18 protein-coding genes and 1 riboswitch are annotated in these 22,195 nt (G+C 37.2%); of the genes, 8 read left to right on the top strand and 10 right to left on the bottom strand.

Annotation, left to right across the window (positions count from 1 at the left end):
• The first annotated feature begins 82 nt into the window (after nt 1–82).
• The 3 genes from R3E32_15230 (at nt 83) to R3E32_15220 (ending at nt 2,505) form a co-directional block, all read left to right on the top strand.
• Nucleotides 83–733: a hypothetical protein gene (locus R3E32_15230; protein MEZ4886086.1), complete on the top strand. Its 651-nt coding sequence runs from the start codon at nt 83–85 to the stop codon at nt 731–733.
• A 171-nt stretch (nt 734–904) separates the two neighbouring features.
• Nucleotides 905–1,465: an ATP-binding protein gene (locus R3E32_15225; protein ID MEZ4886085.1), complete on the top strand. Its 561-nt coding sequence runs from the start codon at nt 905–907 to the stop codon at nt 1,463–1,465.
• 215 nt (nt 1,466–1,680) lie between these two features.
• The gene (locus R3E32_15220) at nt 1,681–2,505 is read left to right on the top strand and encodes a hypothetical protein (GenBank protein ID MEZ4886084.1); all 825 of its coding nucleotides are present in this window, start codon (nt 1,681–1,683) and stop codon (nt 2,503–2,505) included.
• Between the two features lie 1,726 nt (nt 2,506–4,231).
• Here the strand turns inward: R3E32_15220 and R3E32_15215 are convergent.
• Together R3E32_15215 and R3E32_15210 are read right to left on the bottom strand one after the other, a co-directional pair.
• On the bottom strand, nt 4,232–4,669 hold the full coding sequence (locus R3E32_15215; GenBank protein ID MEZ4886083.1) for a hypothetical protein: 438 nt from the start codon (nt 4,667–4,669) through the stop codon (nt 4,232–4,234).
• A 136-nt stretch (nt 4,670–4,805) separates the two neighbouring features.
• Nucleotides 4,806–5,852, bottom strand: a complete 1,047-nt coding sequence (locus R3E32_15210) for a hypothetical protein (GenBank protein ID MEZ4886082.1) — start codon at nt 5,850–5,852, stop codon at nt 4,806–4,808.
• Nucleotides 5,853–6,117: 265 nt separating this feature from the next.
• A riboswitch (SAM riboswitch) is annotated at nt 6,118–6,246 on the top strand.
• Nucleotides 6,247–6,470: 224 nt separating this feature from the next.
• On the opposite strand from R3E32_15210, the gene R3E32_15205 reads away from it, so the two are divergent.
• Nucleotides 6,471–7,667, top strand: a complete 1,197-nt coding sequence (locus R3E32_15205) for a PLP-dependent aspartate aminotransferase family protein (GenBank protein ID MEZ4886081.1) — start codon at nt 6,471–6,473, stop codon at nt 7,665–7,667.
• 140 nt (nt 7,668–7,807) lie between these two features.
• Here the strand turns inward: R3E32_15205 and R3E32_15200 are convergent, their stop codons facing one another.
• A complete protein-coding gene (locus R3E32_15200; protein ID MEZ4886080.1) occupies nt 7,808–8,680 on the bottom strand; it encodes a hypothetical protein in 873 nt (290 codons plus the stop codon).
• Nucleotides 8,681–8,965: 285 nt separating this feature from the next.
• On the opposite strand from R3E32_15200, the gene R3E32_15195 reads away from it, so the two are divergent.
• Nucleotides 8,966–9,166 carry a hypothetical protein gene (locus tag R3E32_15195; protein MEZ4886079.1) on the top strand — a complete coding sequence of 67 codons (201 nt, stop codon included), beginning with the start codon at nt 8,966–8,968 and terminating at the stop codon, nt 9,164–9,166.
• Nucleotides 9,167–9,320: 154 nt separating this feature from the next.
• On the opposite strand, the gene R3E32_15190 is transcribed toward R3E32_15195, so the two are convergent.
• From R3E32_15190 to R3E32_15165, 6 genes are all read right to left on the bottom strand, one after another.
• On the bottom strand, nt 9,321–9,833 hold the full coding sequence (locus R3E32_15190; GenBank protein MEZ4886078.1) for a hypothetical protein: 513 nt from the start codon (nt 9,831–9,833) through the stop codon (nt 9,321–9,323).
• Nucleotides 9,834–9,865: 32 nt separating this feature from the next.
• Nucleotides 9,866–10,621 carry a sulfite exporter TauE/SafE family protein gene (locus tag R3E32_15185; GenBank protein ID MEZ4886077.1) on the bottom strand — a complete coding sequence of 252 codons (756 nt, stop codon included), beginning with the start codon at nt 10,619–10,621 and terminating at the stop codon, nt 9,866–9,868.
• 11 nt (nt 10,622–10,632) lie between these two features.
• A complete protein-coding gene (locus R3E32_15180; GenBank protein ID MEZ4886076.1) occupies nt 10,633–11,151 on the bottom strand; it encodes a DUF2480 family protein in 519 nt (172 codons plus the stop codon).
• A gap of 193 nt (nt 11,152–11,344) precedes the next feature.
• Nucleotides 11,345–13,495, bottom strand: a complete 2,151-nt coding sequence (locus R3E32_15175; protein MEZ4886075.1) for a SurA N-terminal domain-containing protein — start codon at nt 13,493–13,495, stop codon at nt 11,345–11,347.
• Nucleotides 13,496–13,580: 85 nt separating this feature from the next.
• Complete coding sequence (locus tag R3E32_15170; GenBank protein ID MEZ4886074.1) at nt 13,581–14,852, bottom strand: hemolysin family protein; 1,272 nt, start codon at nt 14,850–14,852, stop codon at nt 13,581–13,583.
• A 119-nt stretch (nt 14,853–14,971) separates the two neighbouring features.
• Entirely contained in the window at nt 14,972–15,208 is a 237-nt protein-coding gene (locus tag R3E32_15165; GenBank protein MEZ4886073.1) for a hypothetical protein, read from the bottom strand.
• 460 nt (nt 15,209–15,668) lie between these two features.
• On the opposite strand from R3E32_15165, the gene R3E32_15160 reads away from it, so the two are divergent.
• From R3E32_15160 to R3E32_15150, 3 genes are all read left to right on the top strand, one after another.
• On the top strand, nt 15,669–17,543 hold the full coding sequence (locus R3E32_15160; protein ID MEZ4886072.1) for an OmpA family protein: 1,875 nt from the start codon (nt 15,669–15,671) through the stop codon (nt 17,541–17,543).
• A gap of 216 nt (nt 17,544–17,759) precedes the next feature.
• A complete protein-coding gene (locus R3E32_15155; GenBank protein MEZ4886071.1) occupies nt 17,760–18,965 on the top strand; it encodes a parallel beta-helix domain-containing protein in 1,206 nt (401 codons plus the stop codon).
• 13 nt (nt 18,966–18,978) lie between these two features.
• Nucleotides 18,979–20,025: an SO2930 family diheme c-type cytochrome gene (locus R3E32_15150; GenBank protein MEZ4886070.1), complete on the top strand. Its 1,047-nt coding sequence runs from the start codon at nt 18,979–18,981 to the stop codon at nt 20,023–20,025.
• A 47-nt stretch (nt 20,026–20,072) separates the two neighbouring features.
• On the opposite strand, the gene R3E32_15145 is transcribed toward R3E32_15150, so the two are convergent.
• A complete protein-coding gene (locus R3E32_15145) occupies nt 20,073–21,785 on the bottom strand; it encodes a glucosaminidase domain-containing protein (GenBank protein MEZ4886069.1) in 1,713 nt (570 codons plus the stop codon).
• Nucleotides 21,786–22,195: the final 410 nt, after the last annotated feature.

Raw genomic sequence — 22,195 nt, 5'->3', positions numbered from 1 at the left:
ACAGCAAGTAATTGTTATTTATTCCCTGTTTGGAAAAAAAATTGTAGTTTTATCAAATCAATCCCACAACCAATACCTCAACATGAAGCTATTGAAATATTTTACAGAAGAAGAATTAGAACGCATTGAAGCTACGGTAAAGGCAGCAGAGTCAAGCATATCGGGCGAAATAGTACCTGTTTTTGTAGAACAATGTGATAACTATGAAATTGCTTATTATAGAGCCGCAACAATCACCTCTCTTTGTACTTTTTCAATCATTGTATTGTTGGACAGATTTTGGGCAGGTTTTCAGCTTTTTGACCCGTTTTATTACTTGCTGAATGTATTGTTTGCTGCTGCGGTAGCCATCTTGTTGGTGCATTTTGTTCCTGTCATCAAGCGGTTATTTGCAGGCAAAGCAAAACTCTATTATGAAGCTGATGAGCGAGCAGATGCACTGTTTTTAAGAGAAGAAGTATTCAACAGTACGCATCGAACGGGGGTGATGATTTTTATTGCGTTTTTTGAACATCAAGTGATTGTGAAAGCGGATAAGGGAATCAGCAGTGTCGTGGACTACAAAGAATGGGTGGACGTAGTGGATTTGGTGATTGATGGCATCAAAAAGGATAAATTGTCCGAAGGAATCATAAAAGGAATCAAAAGGTGCGCTCAAATATTGGAGGCAAATGAGTTTATTGTGGATAACAAAAACTTGGATGAACTGTCCAATAGATTGAGGACGGATTGATATGGCGATTTTTTCAGACTCTGTTTTGACCTCTTTGTAAAAATATGGGATGATTACAGCAGAATTTCATTGGGGGAGGATTTTAAAAGATTGTTTTATAACGACTTATTTTTGCTTACACAATGAAATATTGGTACAGAAAGAGAGGTTTTTACGGAAATACAAAACGGAATGAAACTTCAAAAAACAAACTTCAATTCTGCTGTGCTAAAAGTAGTATTGACAGGCCCTGAATCAACTGGTAAAACGACACTTACAGAAAAATTGGCAGCACATTACCAGACGGTTTGTGTGCCAGAATATGCACGCGCCTACATTGAAGGTTTAAACCGTCCTTATGAGGTTCACGATATCGTAGCGATTGCCAAAGGACAGTTGGCAGCAGAAGATTTTTTCCTACCTAAAGCAAATAAAATACTTATCTGCGATACAGCCCTGCTTGTACCAAAAATTTGGAGTGAAGTAGCTTATGGTTATTGCCCTGAATGGATTGAGCATCAACTTATGGAGCGCCAATATGATTTGTATTTGCTGATGTGTCCAGATATTGAATGGCAGCCTGACCCCCAGCGAGAGCATCCACACTTGAGAGCTGAACTTTTTGAAATGTATCAAAGTGCCCTTCAAAAATTAGATACTCCTTATGTTATTATTGAAGGGAACTACCAGAGTCGTTTAGAAGCAGCTATGCAAGTTATTAATAAAATGATGAATATTGTAAGCTCTACCTAATTTCATTCAAGTGAATGAAATTCAATATAATATTGATGGCGTAATTGATTTTGGTGCACACCAATTATGACAAAATGCGATATATTCATTTAAAACACTCTAATAAAATAAGCTCAATTTTACTTTTGGCATAGATTTTTCATTGCATGGGTTAGAAACGCAATTAGTGTTTTGCTATTTTTTAGTTCTTTAAAAATTAATATAAGCCCAACATTATGAAAAAATTATTAATTACAATATTAGTAGTTTTAAGCCAATTTTCTGTCTTCGCCAATTCAGGCTTTGAAGAATATACTTATCGAAAAGATAAGTCGTTCAAAAATATTCGACAATTACAGGGACAAACGTTTGTTCCACAAGAGTATTCAAATGGGACACTCGGGAAGACGTATGTAGAAGCTGGAAAGGTGAAAATCCACATCGGAAATAGCATGATTCACATTGAAGGTATTTCAAGTTTGGGAAACTTCAATATTGTGGCAGCGAGTTCTACGAGAGTAGGATATGAGTTTAAATTGATGGACGGTAGAGGTTATAGCACTTCAAATATGAAAGTAGTTGTAGATCAAAACAATTTTGTAGAATTGATTTACCTCTATTCTCGAAAACATGGAGAGTTTACTTTCTTTTTGCCTAGTAAAACGCAGAAAGATCTGGAGAATGAACGTGCTTATTTTAGCAATAAAAAATCAACGCTAATTGAGAGTACAAATGATTTAGAAGATTTAGTCTTAGTGCCTTATCAACAAATTGTGGGGATAAACAATCCTTTGGCAGTGGAAGAAAAAATTTCGATAAAAAAAGGTATTAGTTTTGAAATTGGCACGAAATATGTCATAATAAAGTCAGGAAACGAAATGCAAAGTTACAAACTAAAGAAAGTAAACATTGAATTAGCTTCCTTAAAAGACCATCCAAATATCATGGAAGTTTTTGAAATGAAAACAAAAGGTCGAAAAAATAATATTAAAATGTTCTTAAATAAAGAGAACGAAATTGAGTTTTTTGACATCAATAACACAAGATACACTTTGTTGTAAAAGATTTTGTATTTGAATGGGTGGATTAATTTTTAGGGTGGGTGTGTAACAGCATCCTCCCTTTTACCAAGACAACAAACAGTTAATCATATATTTAGCAGATGACAGAGATGGCGCAGATAAAAAAGCTTATCGAACTATCCTTAACTGCACTGCAAAATGTAGGTTAGTAAAACTGTAAAAGATTTTGTATTTGAATGGGTGGATTAATTTTTAGGGTGGGTGTGTAACAGCATCCTCCCTTTTACCAAGACAACAAACAGTTAATCATATATTTAGCAGATGACAGAGATGGCGCAGATAAAAAAAGCTTATCGAACTATCCTTAACTGCACTGCAAAATGTAGGTTAGTAAAACTGTAAAAGATTTTGTATTTGAATGGGTGGATTAATTTTTAGGGTGGGTGTGTAACAGCATCCTCCCTTTTACTAAGACAACAAACAGTTAATCATATATTTAGCAGATGACAGAGATGGCGCAGATAAAAAAAGTTTATCGAACTATCCTTAACTGCACTGCAAAATGTAGGTTAGTAAAACTGTAAAAGATTTTGTATTTGAATGGGTGGATTAATTTTTAGGGTGGGTGTGTAACAGCATCCTCCCTTTTACCAAGACAACAAACAGTTAATCATATATTTAGCAGATGACAGAGATGGCGCAGATAAAAAAAGTTTATCGAACTATCCTTAACTGCACTGCAAAATGTAGGTTAGTAAAACTGTAAAAGATTTTGTATTTGAATGGGTGGATTAATTTTTAGGGTGGGTGTGTAACAGCATCCTCCCTTTTACTAAGACAACAAACAGTTAATCATATATTTAGCAGATGACAGAGATGGCGCAGATAAAAAAAAGTTTATCGAACTATCCTTAACTGCACTGCAAAATGTAGGTTAGTAAAACTGTAAAAGATTTTGTATTTGAATGGGTGGATTAATTTTTAGGGTGGGTGTGTAACAGCATCCTCCCTTTTACCAAGACAACAAACAGTTAATCATATATTTAGCAGATGACAGAGATGGCGCAGATAAAAAAAGCTTATCGAACTATCCTTAACTGCACTGCAAAATGTAGGTTAGTAAAACTGTAAAAGATTTTGTATTTGAATGGGTGGATTAATTTTTAGGGTGGGTGTGTAACAGCATCCTCCCTTTTACCAAGACAACAAACAGTTAATCATATATTTAGCAGATGACAGAGATGGCGCAGATAAAAAAAAGCTTATCGAACTATCCTTAACTGCACTGCAAAATGTAGGTTAGTAAAACTGTAAAAGATTTTGTATTTGAATGGGTGGATTAATTTTTAGGGTGGGTGTGTAACAGCATCCTCCCTTTTATCAAGACAACAAACAGTTAATCATATATTTAGCAGATGACAGAGATGGCGCAGATAAAAAAAGCTTATCGAACTATCCTTAACTGCACTGCAAAATGTAGGTTAGTAAAACTGTAAAAGATTTTGTATTTGAATGGGTGGATTAATTTTTAGGGTGGGTGTGTAACAGCATCCTCCCTTTTATCAAGACAACAAACAGTTAATCATATATTTAGCAGATGACAGAGATGGCGCAGATAAAAAAAAAGTTTATCGAACTATCCTTAACTGCACTGCAAAATGTAGGTTAGTAAAACTGTAAAAGATTTTGTATTTGAATGGGTGGATTAATTTTTAGGGTGGGTGTGTAACAGCATCCTCCCTTTTTTATGCCCCAATAGAGATATTCAATGAAATCTTGCCATTACAACAAATGAAGTATTCTCCTTTGCGACCTCTTTTCTACCCTTTTTCACCTCCAAATGATACACATAGTCTTCCAAATAACGGTGAAATTCGCATATCTCATTTGTCGGGTAAATAGTGGATTCGATAAACTCACTGTTACAATAATCAATTCTCTTCAAAGAATCAGCTTCAATGACCAGCTTTTTGATGGCATAGTCACCTATTTCTCCCTGAGAATTTATGCTGATTTGGATAGCTGCAAATCCTTTTTCGTGTTTACTCTTCAAGTAGTTAGGTAGTTCTATATAAGATTGTTCCTTATTCATTTCAATGTAATATGGCAATTCAATAGGTGTCACTGTACAAACGTGGAAGTCCTTTTTATTACTGCAAGAATAGAGTAGAAGTAAGAAGAAAATGAGCAAGTATTTTTTCATTGTGGTCACTATCGGATTATATTATTTAAAGTTAACAAAAAAAAACAGGAAGTCGCTCTCTATGAGTGCTTCCTGTTTTCAATTGTAGAATCTATGGTTCTATCTGCAAAATCTATCCAATCCAAATAATCCGTGATTAATACTGCTTAGGTTGTCCCAATACATTTTTACAATCAAAGCTAACCGATAAGTTGTCTCCATAAGCCATATTGCCCGTATCTGCCACACCATTTTTTGAAGATTTTTTGATGAACAATCGAACTTTCACAGCATTGCTGCCCAAAGCAACTTTCTCTTTTTCCAAAGTCCAAATCATACTTGTGTGTGTTACACCAAACTGAACGTACTCCAAAATTCGGTCATTGCTGTCCATGATGTAGGCATAAAGGTAAGCGTGTCCAGTTGGGGCATTGTTTTGACTGTTGCGTGTATAGCCAGAAATGTAAGCAGTAGAACTACCTCTTGGAATCGCTACATCTTGGTAAAAGTGAGAGTCGCTTTGTTGTACTTGGAAAGCCTTGTTGCCACCAGCCAAGTTAGCAATATTGGTCGTTCCGTAAGACATCCAGCCATTTGTATCTTGATCCGCACTTGGATTTCTAAGAGCATTGCTGCAAGTGTCAGTGCCAGGTTCGGGCAGTGTTTTTTTGCAGTTGAAGCTAAGGGCCAAGTTGTCGAAATGTGCCATGTTGCCTGTATCTGCCACGCCGTTTTTAGAGGATTTTTTGAGGAAAAAGCGTACCTTTTTCGCACTGCTAGTCAATTTCACTGTTTGTTCGTCTAATTCCCAAGACATGCCTGTGTTGTTTACTCCAAACTGAACATACTCCAAAATTCTATCGTTTGCGTCCATAATGTATCCATACAAATAAGCATGTCCAGTTGGAGCATTGTTTTGGCTGTTGCGGGTATAGCCTGAAAAGTGGACAAATTTGCTTCCCGAAGGAATGTTTACATCTTGGTAAAAATGCGAATCACTGCTTATGACTTTGAAACTTTTGTTGCCGCCAGCCAAATTTGCAATTGCTGTACTGCCATAAGAGTCCCAACCGTTTGTGCCATTATCTGCACTAGCGTTTCTAAGTGTATTGCTGCAAGATTGTGCAAAAATCTGTGTATTTGCAGTAAATAAGGTAACTAAAACTAAAAGTGTCCAAACAAGATTTTTTTGAATCGTTTTCATCTGTCTAAATTTTTTGAGGATTAAAGGTTATTAATTGTGTTCGCTCATTTTAGACGCATGAAGGTTTTACTTTGGAAAAAAGGAAGTATTTTTTTTTTTAGAAAAAAGCTGGGGTTTTATTTTAATTATTTTTTATCAACTTCAATATATTGATAGACAGAGTAATAGAGAATAACGATTGCAATGATTGTGATTGAAGAAAAAAAAGTTTTGGAACTTCAATTTGTTTTAGGTTATATTTGCAGCAGTTCTTACAATACATTTTTTCTTATCAAGAAAGGTGGAGAGATTAGGCTCGACGAAACCTTAGCAACCTGTAGAAAGTAAACAAAAATAGGTTTACTCAATATAAGGTGCTAATTCCCGCCCTTAGCATCTAAGGGAAAGATAAGTTGAAAGCAATAGCTTTCACCTAGGAAACATACAATATTCATATAGCCAATCTCTTTTGAAATATATTTTTCAAAAGGGATTTTTTTTTATATGAATATGCCTTCAAAACAATGACAAAGCGAATAGGTGTTTGAAAACCAACATTTTCATTCTTCTTCCTTCAATTTTCATTTCTTACCTTCTCTGATAAGTATTTAATTCTTTAACTTTTAAATACTTACCAACATGTTAGCAACAACAAAAATTATTCACAGTATCCCCGTAGATCAACAAACGGGTGCGATTTCCGTACCCATTTACCAAACTTCCACCTTTGTACAAGAAGCTCCAGGAGTAAACAAGGGCTTCGATTACAGCCGTACCAACAATCCGACTCGAAAAGCATTGGAGGATTTGGTCGCTAGCTTAGAAAATGGTCATGCAGGTTTTGCATTTGGGAGTGGCTTGGCTGCAATTGATTGTGTAATTAAACTTTTGAGTGCAGGTGATGAAATATTGGCCGTCAGCAATTTGTATGGAGGAACTTTCCGTCTATTCGACAAGATATTCAAGAAGTTTGGTATTACGGTCAATTATACCGACACCACAGATTGGGTGAATGTAGTCGAAGCGATTACCGACAATACCAAAATGATTTGGCTTGAAACACCGACCAACCCTTGCCTTCAAATATCAGATATTGAAGCGATTGGCAAAATTGCCCATCAATATGGAGCCTATTTGGTGGTCGATAATACCTTTGCTTCGCCTGTATTACAAAAACCGCTTGATTTTGGTGCAGACATTGTAGTGCATAGTGCTACTAAATACATTGCAGGTCATAGTGATGTGATTGCAGGTTTGGTGATTGTGAACAGTGAAGAATTGGCGGAGGAGGTGAAATTTATTCAAAATGCTTGTGGTGGAATTTTAGGCCCTTTTGATAGTTGGCTCACTATCAGAGGAATTGAAACCATTTCTTTGCGTATGGATAGGATTTCGGATACTGCTTTGAAGATTGCTCAATACCTAAAACAACATGAATTGGTGGATGTGATTCATTATCCCGGGCTGCCTTCTCACCCGAATCACCACATTGCCTGCAAACAACAAACAAAATTTGGCGGCATCATCTCTTTTTCATTGAAGCAAGACCGCTTGAATGAAGCCTTAGATTTTGTGAGTACCACCAAATTGTTCAAATTGGCAGAGAGTTTGGGTGGAGTCAAAAGTTTGATTGCACATGCTGCTTCAATGACTCACAAAACGATTCCGAGAGTAGTTCGCCATCAAATAGGTGTGCAAGACTCGTTGATTCGCTTGTCAGTAGGTATTGAAGATGTCGAGGATCTGATTGAAGATTTGGAACAGGCTTTTGAAAAAGTGGGGAAAAATGGTTGTGCTAAAAGTGTTGTGAAAAAACATGCTTTGGTGAATGTTTAAGGATTTTCAATAAAATAAAATCTCGATTTAGACTTTTGAAGTTTATTCTGAAAGAGCTGAAATATTTGAAAATCAGTATGCTCTCAAAAGGAAACTTCAAAAGTCTTTATGTCGTCGAGAAACTAATTTTATTGGAGTTACTAAAACACATTCCCGTTCTGCAATTGGGTCAAAGCTTGTAACAATGCGGCAATTATTTTAGTTCTATTGGCATCGATTTTTCGGTAATCGGCTGGGATTTCGATGTGTAGATAAGGTACATTCACGTTTTCCAACATACAGAAAAGTCCATTTTGTTTGCTGGCAGTTGCTTTAAAGTAAGGGTCGGTTGCAGTACCTTCCACTGCTGCGGTCAGCGGCACATTGTTGTTTTGCAGCGCACTTTGAAAAATGGCTTTTACTTGATTCGCCTTTTGAGGTGACATACCCGAATAGGTGGCAATATCCAGATAATTTTTTCGACTATTATTGCCGTTTCCATGAATTTCTACAAAAAGTTTCATACCTGCAAAGGATTGTAAACCTTTGATTCTATTGACATAACATTCATACACATTGCGGGCATCTGCGGTAAATTCTTCCTGTAAGTAGTCGTCAATACCGTCGTTTTTCTTTGCATCTTCTATTTCCAAAGTAGGGCGGTTCACATTAAAATGCAGGTTGGGTTTGCGGAAATAACGAGCTGTCAAAGCATCCCAACGACCATTTCCTTGTTGGTACAAAACCTCTACAATTTGGCGGGTTTTGTCGTCACATACTCCGTGAGGTGCTGCAATGAAATAGTTGCCATTTGCAGCATATTCATTGAAAACGGCAACGTGGCCGTCATTGTCCATAAATTGTCCATCAACTTTAGTGCAGGCATCTGGTCGGACAATCAAGCAGGGAATGAGTGTGGCCTGTTTGATGGTGTTGGGTGTATTGAATCGCTGGGCAAATAAGTTGCTGCTAAAAATATTGAGCAATAGAAGCAAGTAAAAACTGTGGGTGAAAAATCTTATTAGGTTGTTCATTAGAAAATGGAAATTTAGGGTGATAAGAAATAAATGATTTCGATTTCACCCAGCATAGACGTATTGTGGCGGAGGTTTGGGACATTGAAAAGGAGAGAAGAAGCTTATTTTTGAAAATTTGGTATCAAATCAATTTGGAATCGGCTTTTGGTTGAGTAGATTTGCAGTAAGAAAATGCATGTACTAAAAGGGTTGTGATTGGTTTATATTCCAATCATCTGTTACCTTTGTAGTGCAATAGAAAATCAAATTTAGAGCATTTAGGAAATACAAAAATATACTTTCATGCACGTTCCTTTTAACAAACCTTTATATATCAAAACAATAATAGCAGTGGCAATTGGCTTTTTGGCTTTGTTCACTATAGGAATCCGTTTTTTTGGTTACGAACTAACCGATGCGGATCCCGCAGGTGCTACCATTACTACACCAATACTTGCTTATTTGCTGCATTTATTGTGGATGGTGTGGAAAGAAGAAGTATAAGTAGTAAATCAAAATGACAATTAAAATCAAAAAACACACTGATAAACAGTTGTTTGAGAAATTTCAATTGTTAAAATAAATATCGCTGACTACTTAATTGGAAAATTGACAATGAAATGACATGAATGTGTAATTGGACTTAAACAACATGGCATTATTTCAGTTGCTTCAGTGTTTTACGTCCCCGACTCCGAAAACCTGCTGATCCATAAGGCATTTGTTCTTCAATGAGCAGACGTAGTTCGTTTTTTAGTTCAGGAACTTTCTGGGTAATGTTCAGGAGAACGGTCATGGAGAAAATTTTAATGGCAACTGCTTGTTTTACATCCGCCAAATAATCAAAACAAATACTGGCAATTGAACCCATAAATTCTTCTGGGATCTCTACAAACTGCCAAACCCTCACTGTATTGCGTTTGACAGCATCGTGAATATTGGGTTGCTTCAATTTGTCAATCATTGACTGAAAATGCTTGTGAATTAATCGAGGATAAGTAACTCCACAATGCCCTACTGCCCATGCTGCTCGTTGTACGACAAGGGGTTCTCCATTCAAAAGTAATTCCATCAACTCATCAAATCGTGTTTGGTCATCACCAATGAAATCCACAATTTGCATTGTATTTGCTTTGGAGTGCTTTTGAAGTAAAGTAGTTCGGATGTCCATTATTGATAATGAGAATTGAATTGAAAAGGTTTTTAAAGATACTTCAACAATATCCTAACTCCTACAAAAAGAATCAGAACTGCGGTCAAGCGGCGAACCCAGTTGGGGGAAAACCAAACTGCACCCAAGCGAGAACCAATTTGCCCTCCTACAAAAACAGCTCCCATGAGCATTGCCGCAAACTCCCAATTGAGTTTAAATTCAGGATTGCTCATTTGACCTGCCAATCCCGAAATAGAATTGACCAATATAAAAAAACTGGCAGTTGCTGCAATTGTTTTAGCTCCGTCCCATTTCAGTAAATGTAAAACAGGAGCTAAAAAAATTCCACCACCAATTCCCACCATACCCGAAAGAAATCCAATTCCACCACCCAATCCTGCATTAAATGTTTCATTGGTCATTCTAATACTGTTGAGTGCATTTCCTTCTACGTTTTTGTAAGATTGAATAAGCATCAAAATTGCAGCGAGAATCAGGGCTACACTCAGTAGAATAAAAAAAGTACGTTGACTTATATGAAGACTTCCTCCAATATAAGCCATTGGAACACTGATCAATACCAAAGGTAGCATTTTTCGCCAGTTCAAAAAGCCCTTTTTGTAGAAAATATAGGTTCCGCCACTTACAACGATAATGTTGCACAGCAAAGCTGTTGCCCTCAATAAACGGTAATCAATACTGTACAATGCCAAAATCGCCAAATAACTGGATCCCCCTCCAAAACCAACGGATGAATACAAAACTGCAATACCAAAGAAAAAAATCAGTAACTCCCAGTGTTCCATTTATTCTATTACTATTTTCTAAGCATTGGTTGTTTATAAATCGGAACCGTTGAGCAAGGTTCACCATACATAATACTCTTTACAACGGGCTTCAACAATCGGGTAATTTCCACATAGGCCGAAATAGGCACTGCTTTATCTCCACAACCTTTGACAACCACCCTTTTATCACGATAATCTTCAGGATTGATTTTACCCAAGGCTTTGTCAAACAAAAGTGTTTTTAGAAGTTCCAAATCTCCAAAAACCATACTCGCTGCAATCGGTTCTAGGTAAGCGGCAATGAGCATATAAGCCCATATCGGCACAATGGCATCTGTTGTGCAAGTGATGGCAACGTGTTGGTTTTCATATATACTCCAATCTAATTCTTTCAGGCTAGTTCGGAATTCTTTTTCTTTTAACATCAATTCCATATACAAGTAGTTTTTGATATCGAATAGCACCATCTCTTTTTTTGGATAAAAATCCTCCAAATTGAGGGTGAGAATACCACTTTGGGCCACTCTATTGACAATTATATCTTCCATATTGTAAAATATTTTGTTTTGATGAATTTTTATGTGGATATAAGTCCACATCTGACCTTACAACAGCCAAATACTTCAAATCGTTTTAGGGGAAAACAAAAAGCGCAGGTGGGTAATGTTACCGACCTGCGCCTTATTTTATTTCAAATGAATTGTAAATGTAATAGTTGTCAATTCATTTATATAAGCCTTCTTAATACGTTCTTGTATTGATGCGGAGATCTTCTATCTCCGCTTTGTCTGCTATGTTAGAAAACAAAGAGTTAACTCGTTGACTGATCTGTGTAGCTGCTTCTTTTTTTGCAGCTGCCATGTCAGCAGGCTCGCCAGCATCACTAACAGAAGTGACCTCTACTACATATACCCCTCTCGAACCTGCAATAGGTTTAGAAACAGTATTGGGTTTAAGAGCAAAAATCGCTGCCTGTACTTTGGGTTCAGGACCAAGTTCAGAAGGGCTAAAAGAAGCAAAGTCCACATCAGATGCAGTACTTATTTCTACGCCCATTTGAGAAGCTACTGCATCCAAACTGCCTGCAGAACCAATTTTTTCTTTGATTTTTACAGCTTGCTTTTCTTTTTTCACCTCTCCTTCTACTCTTGACCGCACATTTTCCAAAGGCTCTATACCTGGTTCACTTACTGATTTCAATGCAACGACAACATATCTTTCTAATGTTCGACCACCAGGAAGTGTTTGGTCTGCCTGCAATACTTTGTCAATCACATCTCCTGGGCTTGCTTGATACGCCCAAGTCACGATTTCATTATTGACACCCAATCCTGTGATATTGTAGCTATTTTTGGTAAGACCTGATGCATTGTTAACTTTCACACCTTTTGCTTCCGCTGCCTTTGTAAATTGATCCAAAGTTCTATTACTTGCCACAAAACTGTTTGCATTGGCATACGCTTCGTCTCTTGTAGCTTTACTTGCTTCAATGTTTCGAGTAAAAGTCGCTACTTGTACTGCTTCAGTATTGGCATCTGCATCCAAAATTTCTACCAAGTGCCAGCCTTGAGCTGTTTGAACGGTAAATACATCTCCTTCTTTATGCTCATAAAAAATAGCATTATCCAGAGCAGGCAAACCTCTAAATTGCCCAGGTTTGATGTACTCTTCCATTTCTCCACCACTATCTTTTGAGGCATCATCAGAGAAAGCACTTGCTAAACCTCCAAAGTCATCCCCTTGATCCAGTCGTATTTTGAGGCTATCAATAATTTCTTTTGCTCTTGGAAAAGAAATAGTTTGACCTGCTTGTTTCACAATCAATCTGATTTTGGCTGAATCTGCAATCATTTTTCGATCCATCAATTTCACTGCTTTATACGTCCCAGCTTCGTAGTAAGGACCGATAACTGTACCTTTTTCAACTACAAAGAGAGAATCTTTTATATCTGGTTTTGCAGTCAAGTTTTCTTTGGAAAAATAAGCCGAATTGAAGGGAGTTTCAGAATATTTAAGAGCTAAAAAACTTTTAGCATCTTTTGCAGTCTTGAATTCTGCCAAATTATCGTTGATTTTCTTTTCTGCTTCAGAAGTATCTGCTGCCGAAGGGTTGATAGGAAAAATGACAAAATCAACACTACGGGTTTCTTCTTTTTGACGGAACTCGTTGGGGCGAGCATTCATATATGCTGTCAAATCACTATCCGAAATGCTGATTTCACTTTCATCAATAGTGCTGTAAGGAATCTGCACAAAACGAACTTGCGCTTTTGCATTTTTCTCAGCATAATTTTGTTTAGCGAACCAACTTGGAATGTAAATCGCCTTATTAACCAAGGCATTGTATTTGTCTCGTAATTGGCCCTGATAAACACTTTGTTCAAAAGATTTGAACTGACGTTTTTGTGTTTGAGCAGTGCTGTAGCCAGGATCTTCTGGACTAAGGTTCAAACTTTCTAGATATTCGTCCAGTTTGGCTTTGCTAAAAAGGCCGTCTTCGCCTTTAAAGATTTCCGCATTGGTGATGCCAGGGTGAGAAAACAATACATCTTTGAATTCTGCATTGGGAACCGTTAAGCCTAAATCGGCATAAGCTCTCTCACTGAGTTTTTCTTGTACATACTGCTGCCAAGCTTGCTCTCTAATGTCTAAGCGAGTTTTGTCATCAACAGGAATACCACTTTGATTGTAGTTATCCTCCATTTGTTTGACTCTCGTTTCGTAGGCGGTCCTCAATAAGGGTTCGCCATCCACATTTCCCAGTATGTTAGGATCAACCTGTCCTCTGTTAGCACTGCTCATCGCGTCCATGAATAAGAAAGCCACGATAGCGGCTGCAATCACAAACACTAGCAATCCTACGTGTTCTCGTATCTTACCTATTGCTGCCATTGAAGTTTTATTGTTCTAAGTTTATTTTTGAAAATTGGAGGGCAAAAATACATTTATTCAAACGTAAATTCAAATCCTAGCCAAATTAAAAGTCGCCTTTGAGTCTAAGTAGCACAATTTTGATAAGATTTTGACTTGCATCCAAAATTTTAAACTCAAAATGGGCTGTTTCTATCAATTCTCCTATTGCTGGAATACTTTCATGTATGTGCATAATATAGCCGCTCAATGTCTCATAATCTCCTTCTGGAATTTGCAGGTTGTATTTTTCATTGAGGTAATCTATTTCAAGTCTAGCTGAAAGACGAAAAGTTTTTTCATCAATTTTTTTGTCAATCAAATCCTTATCATCGTGTTCGTCTTCAATTTCTCCAAAAATTTCTTCAATGATGTCTTCCAGCGTTACCAAACCTGCAGTGCCTCCAAATTCATCGACTACATAGGCGATGCTTTTTCGATTCCGTATAAATGTTTGAAGTAAAGTGACAGCAGGCATAGTTTCGGGTACTGCCATGATTTCCCAAACATTTTTTTTGTTTCTAAGTATGTCTTGATGGTGAACATAACCTACTATATGGTCAATATCTTCTTCATAGACTACCAACTTAGAGTGTTTGGTTTCGACAAATTTGTATTTAATCTCCTCAATTTCATTAGATTGCTCGATTCCAATTACCTCCGTTCGGGGAACCATACATTCCCTAATCTTGGTATTGGTTAGTTCTAATGTTTTTTGGATCAATAAGGTATTTTCTTCCGGTGCAGGTTCATTATTGGAGGTTGAAGCAGTATCTGTATTGACATCGAAATTTTCTTCCAAATAGTGTTGCAAATCTACTTTCTCCAAAACCAACTGCTCTTCATCTTTATAGTCAATCTTAAAAAATAGCTTCAAGATTATTTTGGATAAGAAAACAATAAAGACGACAAAAATCCATAAACCGCCATAAACCACCGCAAAGGGTAGGGCTAAAGCATGTAGTATTCCGTTGGGATTGAGTCGAAATAGATTTTTTGGTAAAAATTCTCCTACAATCAAAATGAGGATAGTAGAAATGATCGTCAAGACCAACTGCACCAAAATTTCAGAATTGGGAAACCATGTATATAAGTAAGGCTCCAATATTTTTGCCATCGTAATTCCATAGAATACCATGGCAATATTATTGCCTGTAAGAGTAGTAGCCAAAAACTGAGATGGCTTTTTATAATACAATGACAACAATGCACCTATTATTCCACCTTGTTTTTGCTGCAAAGCAAGTTTAAGCTTATTTGCAGAAATGAAAGCGAATTCCAATCCAGAAAAAAATGCAGAGGCTAATAAAGTAATAATGAGGGCCGTAAAATAGCTCATCTACCAGCTTGGTTGATTGTGATAGCAATTTTTTTCTTTAGCCCCATAATACTTTGACATAGTAGAATGAGTTTAAAGAAAGAAATTGCCAGTTACTTAAATCAATGAAGTATTATGAATTACATAGAAGGTTTCATCACATTGACAATTGAATCTACCTTTGCGCTGACTTCCTCTGTCATTCGTTGAGTACAAACAGCATCCAAAGAATCCTTGATAACCAAAGTGCGTGCACTCACGATAGAGTCAATTTTAGCTTGCTGTTGGGAAGGATCTATGCTTACCCCTTCATTGCTGCATGCAGCAAATACAGCCAATGCACTAAAAAAAAGTAGCAACAGTGTAAAATTTTTCATGTTTATTTATTTTTTTAATATTAAAATGATGTTCTAACAAATATATCACTTTATCTTCAACTCGCTTGAAATTTAGACTGCTATTTACGAAAATTGCAACAATTCCTAAGCTTATTTGTAAGTATTTTAATATTTTCCAGCCACCTACCTATCGTTGTGGTGAAGTAAATGAATGATTTATAAAAAAATGCTTATCAATTTTTTAAGTGTAAAATTTTCAATAGCAACTTTACCTCAATGACTATCGTTATTAAGTTTGCACAAAAAAAAAACAAATTAGTTTGATTATTAGAAATAGGGGCATATATTTGCAAGTAGTAGGTCTGTGAAGAATGTTAGTAACCAATCAAAATAAAGGTGTGTAATACTTTTATTACCATTCCTCGTTGTGATAAAAAGTATTTTTGCTAACTTTATGCAGCGAAAAAAGCGAATTTAAGCAAACGAAAAATAATAACCTATGTCAAACAAGAAACATTTACTCTTTACATTTTTGTTCTTGCTGCTAAGTTCATTTTCAATACAAATCTTAGCCCAAGATGATGATGCAGCAGATGATTATCCCTATCCTGAAGTGAGAAGCGAGGAATACAAAGAATTTGTTCCCGAAAAACGTCACGACCAGCAGGACAAATTTATGGATAGAAAATACAACTTTCCTGCAAAACCCCGCCATAAATGGGAGATAGGTATAGACGCAGGCTTATTGATGGTAAGTGGTGATATCAAGGCACGACCAGGTTTTGGTATAGGTGGTCACATTAGAAGAGCTATGGGCTACACCTTCTCATTGAGAGGTAGCTTTATGGCAGGTGAAACCACTGGAAGAAACTGGCAAGGTACCCAAGGATGGGCACGAAGTAGTTTGGGAGATGGTCATATACCCAACCAAGCATTGGCAGGTAATCCTGTTTATGATGAGTTCAATGACACGAGAACACCTAATTATGTTGGTTTGAATGGTGATCTTATCTTCTACAACTACAAAACCAAAATTAGAGAAGCTGTTCTTTCTGGTATGTTGAACATCCACAACATCCGTTTCCACACACAAGAGACCAAATTGAACCTATACGGTTTTGCTGGTCTGGGTGGTTTGGCATATCGTACATTCACTGACCAATTGGATGCAAATGGCAATGAGTACGATTATGGTATTATCTCCAACAATTATTCTCAATACGAGGATAAAGAAGCATTGGTTGATGCTTTGGATGCACTTTGGGATGGTGAGTATGAATCACAAGCAGAACGTCATTTTGACGATCCTAAACCTTTCAATGATTTCTCTTATAAACCAACTGCTCACGTAGGTGTTGGTTTAGCTTTCAAATTGAACCGTACATTGAACTTGTCTTTGGAAAGTAAAGTAACTTACACTAACGACGACTTATTGGATGGTCAAAGATGGCAAGAATGGGGTGCATTGACCCGTGATTATGATACCTACATTTTTACCAACCTTGGTTTGAACATCAATTTGGGTGCGAAAAACTCTGTTGAGCCATTGTGGTGGATGAATCCGTTGGATTATGCTTACTCAGAAGCAAACGAAGTTCCTTGCTGTGAAGAGTTAGAGCTTCCTGATCTATCTGACGATGACAAAGATGGTGTGCCTAATATGTGGGATGAAGAACCAGATTCTCGCGAAGGTTGTCCTGTTGATACCAAAGGTAGAATGTTGGATAGCGACCGTGACGGTGTATTGGATTGTGATGACAAATGTCCACACTCTCCTCCTTACGACATCTTAGGTGAAAAAGTAACCGTAGATGAATTTGGTTGCCATAACTACGAATGGGATTGCGACAAAGCACACAAATTGTTTGGTGGAAAAGATGCTTTCTGTGATTGCAACAAGAAAAGCTGTCGTCCAATTTACAATCCTCCTCCAAACTGTTGTTCAAGAACGCTTCCAAACATCTTGTTTGATTCTAACCGCTTCGGTATCAAACCTGAATTTGAGCCTCAATTGGCAGAAATTGCTCGCCAAATCAGAGATTCTCAATGTGCAGGTGATAGAGTAGCAGTAATTGGTCATACAGATGGTAGAGGTGGAAATGGTTACAACGATGTACTTTCTTACAAACGTGCACAAGAAGTAATCAACACTTTGGTTGAGAAATACGGTATCCCAAGAGACAGACTTGTATTGCAGTACAGTGGTGAAGCTAACCCTGCAATCGGTGGATTGTCTGATACGGCTATCCGTAAAGGTATAGACGCTGATCAAGCCTTAAACAGAAGAGTAGAAATCAAATTCTGCCCTACTACTGGAGGTGATATGCCTCGCCCTGCTGGTCCTAATGCTGGTAGAAGAGTACCTAAACCATAAGCTTGGTTCAATCAAAAAAACAGATAACACCAATCTATTGAAAAGTGAAAGCCTCTCCTCTAACAAGGAGGGGCTTTTTTTTGATAATTTGAAAGTGATGTAAATTTAGTAACTCCAAATAAAATAAGTTCCTGTTCTCCTGGATCAGGGGTGAGTAGGAGGAAAATAAGCAAATCGGGAAGTTATTTTATTGAAAATCCTTAAATATCAAATATCATGAAAAAGATACTTATTTTCACCTTACTAAGTTGCGTTTATATCTTCTCAGTTCAAGCCCAATCCGACTACCAAAAAGAACTGCAAACACAATTCATTTTGGCGAAAGACGGCGAAATCATTACCCTCAAAGCAGGAACTTTTCACTTTACACGCAGCTTATCACTTGAAGGTAAAAAAGACATCACAATTCAAGGTGAAGGAATGGAAAAAACCGTTCTAAACTTCAAAGGACAACAAGATGGTGCGGAGGGAATCACCATCAACAATTGCCAAAACATCACCATCCAAAATCTCACAGTTCAGGACACCAAAGGAGATGGTATCAAAACCATGAATGTGGAGCGCATTCATTTTTTGAGGGTGAAAGCAGAATGGACAGGAAAACCCAATAAGAACAATGGAGCTTATGGACTCTATCCCGTTAGCTGCAACAAGGTATTGATAGATGGATGTGTAGCAGTTGGAGCGTCTGATGCTGGAATTTATGTAGGACAATCCAATCACATTATTGTCCGAAACAGCAAAGCTTACCACAATGTAGCCGGCATTGAAATAGAAAATTCTACAATGGCAGATGTTTACAACAACGAATCTTACAACAATACAGGAGGAATATTGGTATTCGATTTGCCCGATTTGCAGCAAAAAAAGGGAGGAAATGTGCGGGTTTTCAACAATATAATAAGAGAAAACAATTTGCCCAATTTTGCGCCCAAAGGAAATATTGTAGCTTCTGTACCAGATGGAACAGGTGTGATGATTTTGGCAACCAACAATGTCGAAATTTTTGACAACAAAATCGAAAATAACAAAACTTTGGGTATTTCTATTGTGAGTTATTTTATGACCGAAAATCCTATCAACGATAAAGAGTACTACCCTTATCCCACAGGTATTTATATACACAGCAACGAATTTGAGCGAAAACCAATGAAGGCTACTAAGAAAGGGCGACTGGGGAAATTGTTTTGGCTCAAACTCAGGTTTGGTAAAGATGTGCCAGACATTGTATATGATGGAATTGTTGATCCGAATACACAAGACGAAAATGGAAATATTGAAACCAAATACCAAATTTGTATTCGCAACAATAAAAATGCGGAATTTATCAACATTGATGCAGAAAATGGTTTTAAGAACAAAAGCCGAGATATTTTACCGCATGATTGTGAGCGAGTTGCTCTAAAAAAAGCAGAGTTTTAAAGTCAGGCTTCGTATGAAAAAAACAATTCTTATAAGTAGCACATGCTTGCTAATTCTCAGCATCGCCTTTGCAGCCAAAAGGGATTTGCAGCAAACAACTACGAAAACCAAATTATCGGAGTACGCTTTTTTTGAAGGAAAGATGGAAGAAATGATACCTGCTGAAGGCGTGTTACCTTATGACTTGAATACACCGCTTTTTTCGGACTATGCGGAGAAAATGCGTTTTGTGAAAATGCCTGAAAACCAAACTGTGGGCTTCAACGATTCAACTGTTTTGGATTTTCCAGTTGGCACTACTTTGATAAAAACCTTTTTTTACTTCAATGATGTGCGAGAACCTGAAAAAGGTAGAAAATTGTTGGAAACCCGCTTGTTGATACACGAGGTGTCGGGATGGGAAGCTTTGGTCTATGTTTGGAATGAGGAACAAACGGAGGCAGACTTAGAAGTAGCGGGAGCAGAGCGAGAGGTGGCGTGGAAAAATGAAAAAGGCAAAAAACAAAAACTCAACTATTTGATTCCCAATTTGAATCAGTGTAAAGGTTGTCACAACAAAGCCCAGAAAATGACTCCCATCGGACCTTCAATTAGTCAATTGAATGGCGATTTTGCCTATTCGGAGAGAATGGAAAACCAATTGTTGCATTGGCAAAGTTTGGGAATCTTGCAAGGTTTACCCGAAAACTTGGCAGATGTCCCCAAAACACCTATTTGGGACAATGCACAAAGTGGTGATTTGAATAGCCGAGCAAGGGCCTATTTAGACATCAATTGCGCTCATTGCCACAGTGAGCAAGGCCCTGCCCGTACTTCGGGTTTATATTTGAGCTACTACGAACAAGATGCTACTGCTTTGGGTATCAACAAGTCACCTGTTGCAGCAGGGCGAGGTTCGGGAGATCGACAATTTACCATCGTTGGAGGAAAGCCAGATGAGTCCATTATGATTTTTCGGATGGAATCGGAAGATGCGGGGATTCGAATGCCCGAAATCAGTCGACAACTTGTTCACAAAGAGGGTGTTGATTTGATTCGTCAGTGGATTGAAGCGTTATAAGGCAGCATATCTATGCAGAAATTTTTTTGTATTCTTTCAGTTGACTGTTAATTAAGAATTTGATTTTTTTTAATCTCCTTCAAAGTTGCCTCCATTAATTCTTCACTTACATTTGCTTTTGGTTTTTCACGTTTGATTTTTGGAGGATAAGGAGCTTGTGAACGCAACAATAGGATTTCACCAGTTAGAGGCTCCTCATTTTGCTTCAAATAGTTGCGAGCCAATAATTCTTCCAATTGAATACCATATTGTTGTGCTATTTCCCACATTGTTTCACCTTCTTCCACAATGTGTTCTTTTTCGCTGTTGTTAGCAGATTTACTTTTTTTAGCTTCCAAAAAGATGGGAATTTGACTGGAAAATACTAGAGTACTATCGGTCACATCGTTGTAAGCCATCAAATCAACTAGGGTGATTTGGTAAGATTGGGCGATTTCCTTCAAACTCACTGTTTTTTCGTATTGCACCATCTTCAATTTATTCAAGTAAACCACCTCTATTGGTGAAATTAGCACGGCATCCGATTCTTTTGTTGCAGAAGGATTGGCAAGGGTGACTTCAACAGCTTTGGCAGAAAAGGGAGCAACTATTGGCTCTAATACGGTTTCTTCTTCCATTTTCAAGGTGAAATGATAAGTAGGAAGCAAGCGTTTTTTGGTTGAAATGCTTGGCTTTTTATTTGAAATTGAAGTTGTTGTGATATTTACTATTGAAGTTGAAGTCTGCAATTGTGGAGGAGCGCTCAAAATTTCTTTTTCGATATGTGGCGTAATGCTCGGTAATGTTCTTTTTTTGAAAGAAAGAGAGGAGAATGTTTTTTCCTTATACACTATAACCTTTTCATTGTAAGACTGATATGGCAATGTGGTTAGATTGATGGGTATCCGTTTATCAGTTGAAGAAATAATATATGTTTGTTCTTCTATGTTTTCTTGTTCCTGTATATCATCGACTCTAACCATTGAAGGGATACTTATAAGCGGGAATGATGAATTTAATAAGTGTGCTTTAGGCATTGCAGGAGCAGAAGGGGAGAACAATTGGTGGTAATTTGTTTGATAAATCTGCAATTTTTGAGGAACGGTTTTTTGAATGTCGCCGAATTTTTTGGTGTAAGCCAAAGGTAAATCTGGCTGTCGTGTAGTGGTTATATCTTCTTCCTCGTCAAGTATTTCATCTGTATTCGCTGCAATAATGGAGGTGTCATCAGAGAAAGGATCTTCTTCAAAATCGTATTGATGAAGGTCGTGTTTTTCAATCATCCAAATCAACTTTTGGGCGTATTGTGGATCACTGGCATATCCTGCTTTCTGCAAACCATTTGCCCACCCCTCGTAATCTATGGAGGCCAATTCAAAAAGAAATTCATAACGTTTTTTGCTGGTGATGATACGTGAATGGTCTTTGTAGGAATCGTCAACCCATGTATATTGCCGAAAACATTCATTGGGTTTGTCATCATCGTAGTATAGTTTTTCACCTTTCCAAACCTTATAACATTTGATACCGAAATGGTTGTTGCCACGAATCGCTAAATCACTCCGTCCGAAATTGGATTCAAACATGGCTTGTGCGAGTTTGATACTTGCAGGGATACCTGTTCTGTGCATATCTCTTACCGCAATGTCTTTGTAATCAAGGACATATTGTTGAGCAGCTTCATTAGAAATAGGATCTATCCATATCAAATTGTGGGCAAATAACTCTTGAGTGCTCAATAGACACCATAACACGAAAGTGTTGAAAAACAAGGCTTGCATAACTATATTGGCTTTTGGTGTTTGGAATTAGTCAAAAGGAATGTGCAGATAAATTGATTTTAATGTGAATATGGTGGGGTATTTTGTGGAATAAATGGAAATGAGGTAGATGGTCTAATAATAACAGTTGTAATATTTGTCATGGTACTATATGCAAAAAGTGTTCCTAATTGAAGTATGGCGGCATAAAGATTTGTGGTTAATTTGACATCAAATAGTTGTTAGGGTATTTGAATATCGTGCTAATGTTGGACAAATAGGATTGAAATTAAATACAAGATTTGATATAAAATATTGAATGAATGATTGTAATATATAAAAAATTTTAAAAGTCTTCAAATCGAAGGAATCGCTGCCGTTTCTGCGAATAGCATTGGGCATAGATGAGGTTTGGTTAGAGAAAATGTTAT

Source organism: Chitinophagales bacterium (assembly GCA_041392475.1).
Lineage (GTDB): Bacteria > Bacteroidota > Bacteroidia > Chitinophagales > UBA2359 > JAUHXA01.
Note: the sequence above shows the minus strand (reverse complement) of the source record. Positions and strands in the feature narration are given on the sequence as shown.

Bases quoted from the DNA above. Each gene is read 5' to 3' on its own strand.
- R3E32_15230 (MEZ4886086.1), top strand. From the start codon at position 83: ATGAAGCTATTGAAATATTTTACAGAAGAAGAATTAGAACGCATTGAA.
- R3E32_15225 (MEZ4886085.1), top strand. From the start codon at position 905: ATGAAACTTCAAAAAACAAACTTCAATTCTGCTGTGCTAAAAGTAGTA.
- R3E32_15220 (MEZ4886084.1), top strand. From the start codon at position 1,681: ATGAAAAAATTATTAATTACAATATTAGTAGTTTTAAGCCAATTTTCT.
- R3E32_15215 (MEZ4886083.1), bottom strand. From the start codon at position 4,669: ATGAAAAAATACTTGCTCATTTTCTTCTTACTTCTACTCTATTCTTGC.
- R3E32_15210 (MEZ4886082.1), bottom strand. From the start codon at position 5,852: ATGAAAACGATTCAAAAAAATCTTGTTTGGACACTTTTAGTTTTAGTT.
- R3E32_15205 (MEZ4886081.1), top strand. From the start codon at position 6,471: ATGTTAGCAACAACAAAAATTATTCACAGTATCCCCGTAGATCAACAA.
- R3E32_15200 (MEZ4886080.1), bottom strand. From the start codon at position 8,680: ATGAACAACCTAATAAGATTTTTCACCCACAGTTTTTACTTGCTTCTA.
- R3E32_15195 (MEZ4886079.1), top strand. From the start codon at position 8,966: ATGCACGTTCCTTTTAACAAACCTTTATATATCAAAACAATAATAGCA.
- R3E32_15190 (MEZ4886078.1), bottom strand. From the start codon at position 9,833: ATGGACATCCGAACTACTTTACTTCAAAAGCACTCCAAAGCAAATACA.
- R3E32_15185 (MEZ4886077.1), bottom strand. From the start codon at position 10,621: ATGGAACACTGGGAGTTACTGATTTTTTTCTTTGGTATTGCAGTTTTG.
- R3E32_15180 (MEZ4886076.1), bottom strand. From the start codon at position 11,151: ATGGAAGATATAATTGTCAATAGAGTGGCCCAAAGTGGTATTCTCACC.
- R3E32_15175 (MEZ4886075.1), bottom strand. From the start codon at position 13,495: ATGGCAGCAATAGGTAAGATACGAGAACACGTAGGATTGCTAGTGTTT.
- R3E32_15170 (MEZ4886074.1), bottom strand. From the start codon at position 14,852: ATGAGCTATTTTACGGCCCTCATTATTACTTTATTAGCCTCTGCATTT.
- R3E32_15165 (MEZ4886073.1), bottom strand. From the start codon at position 15,208: ATGAAAAATTTTACACTGTTGCTACTTTTTTTTAGTGCATTGGCTGTA.
- R3E32_15160 (MEZ4886072.1), top strand. From the start codon at position 15,669: ATGTCAAACAAGAAACATTTACTCTTTACATTTTTGTTCTTGCTGCTA.
- R3E32_15155 (MEZ4886071.1), top strand. From the start codon at position 17,760: ATGAAAAAGATACTTATTTTCACCTTACTAAGTTGCGTTTATATCTTC.
- R3E32_15150 (MEZ4886070.1), top strand. From the start codon at position 18,979: ATGAAAAAAACAATTCTTATAAGTAGCACATGCTTGCTAATTCTCAGC.
- R3E32_15145 (MEZ4886069.1), bottom strand. From the start codon at position 21,785: ATGCAAGCCTTGTTTTTCAACACTTTCGTGTTATGGTGTCTATTGAGC.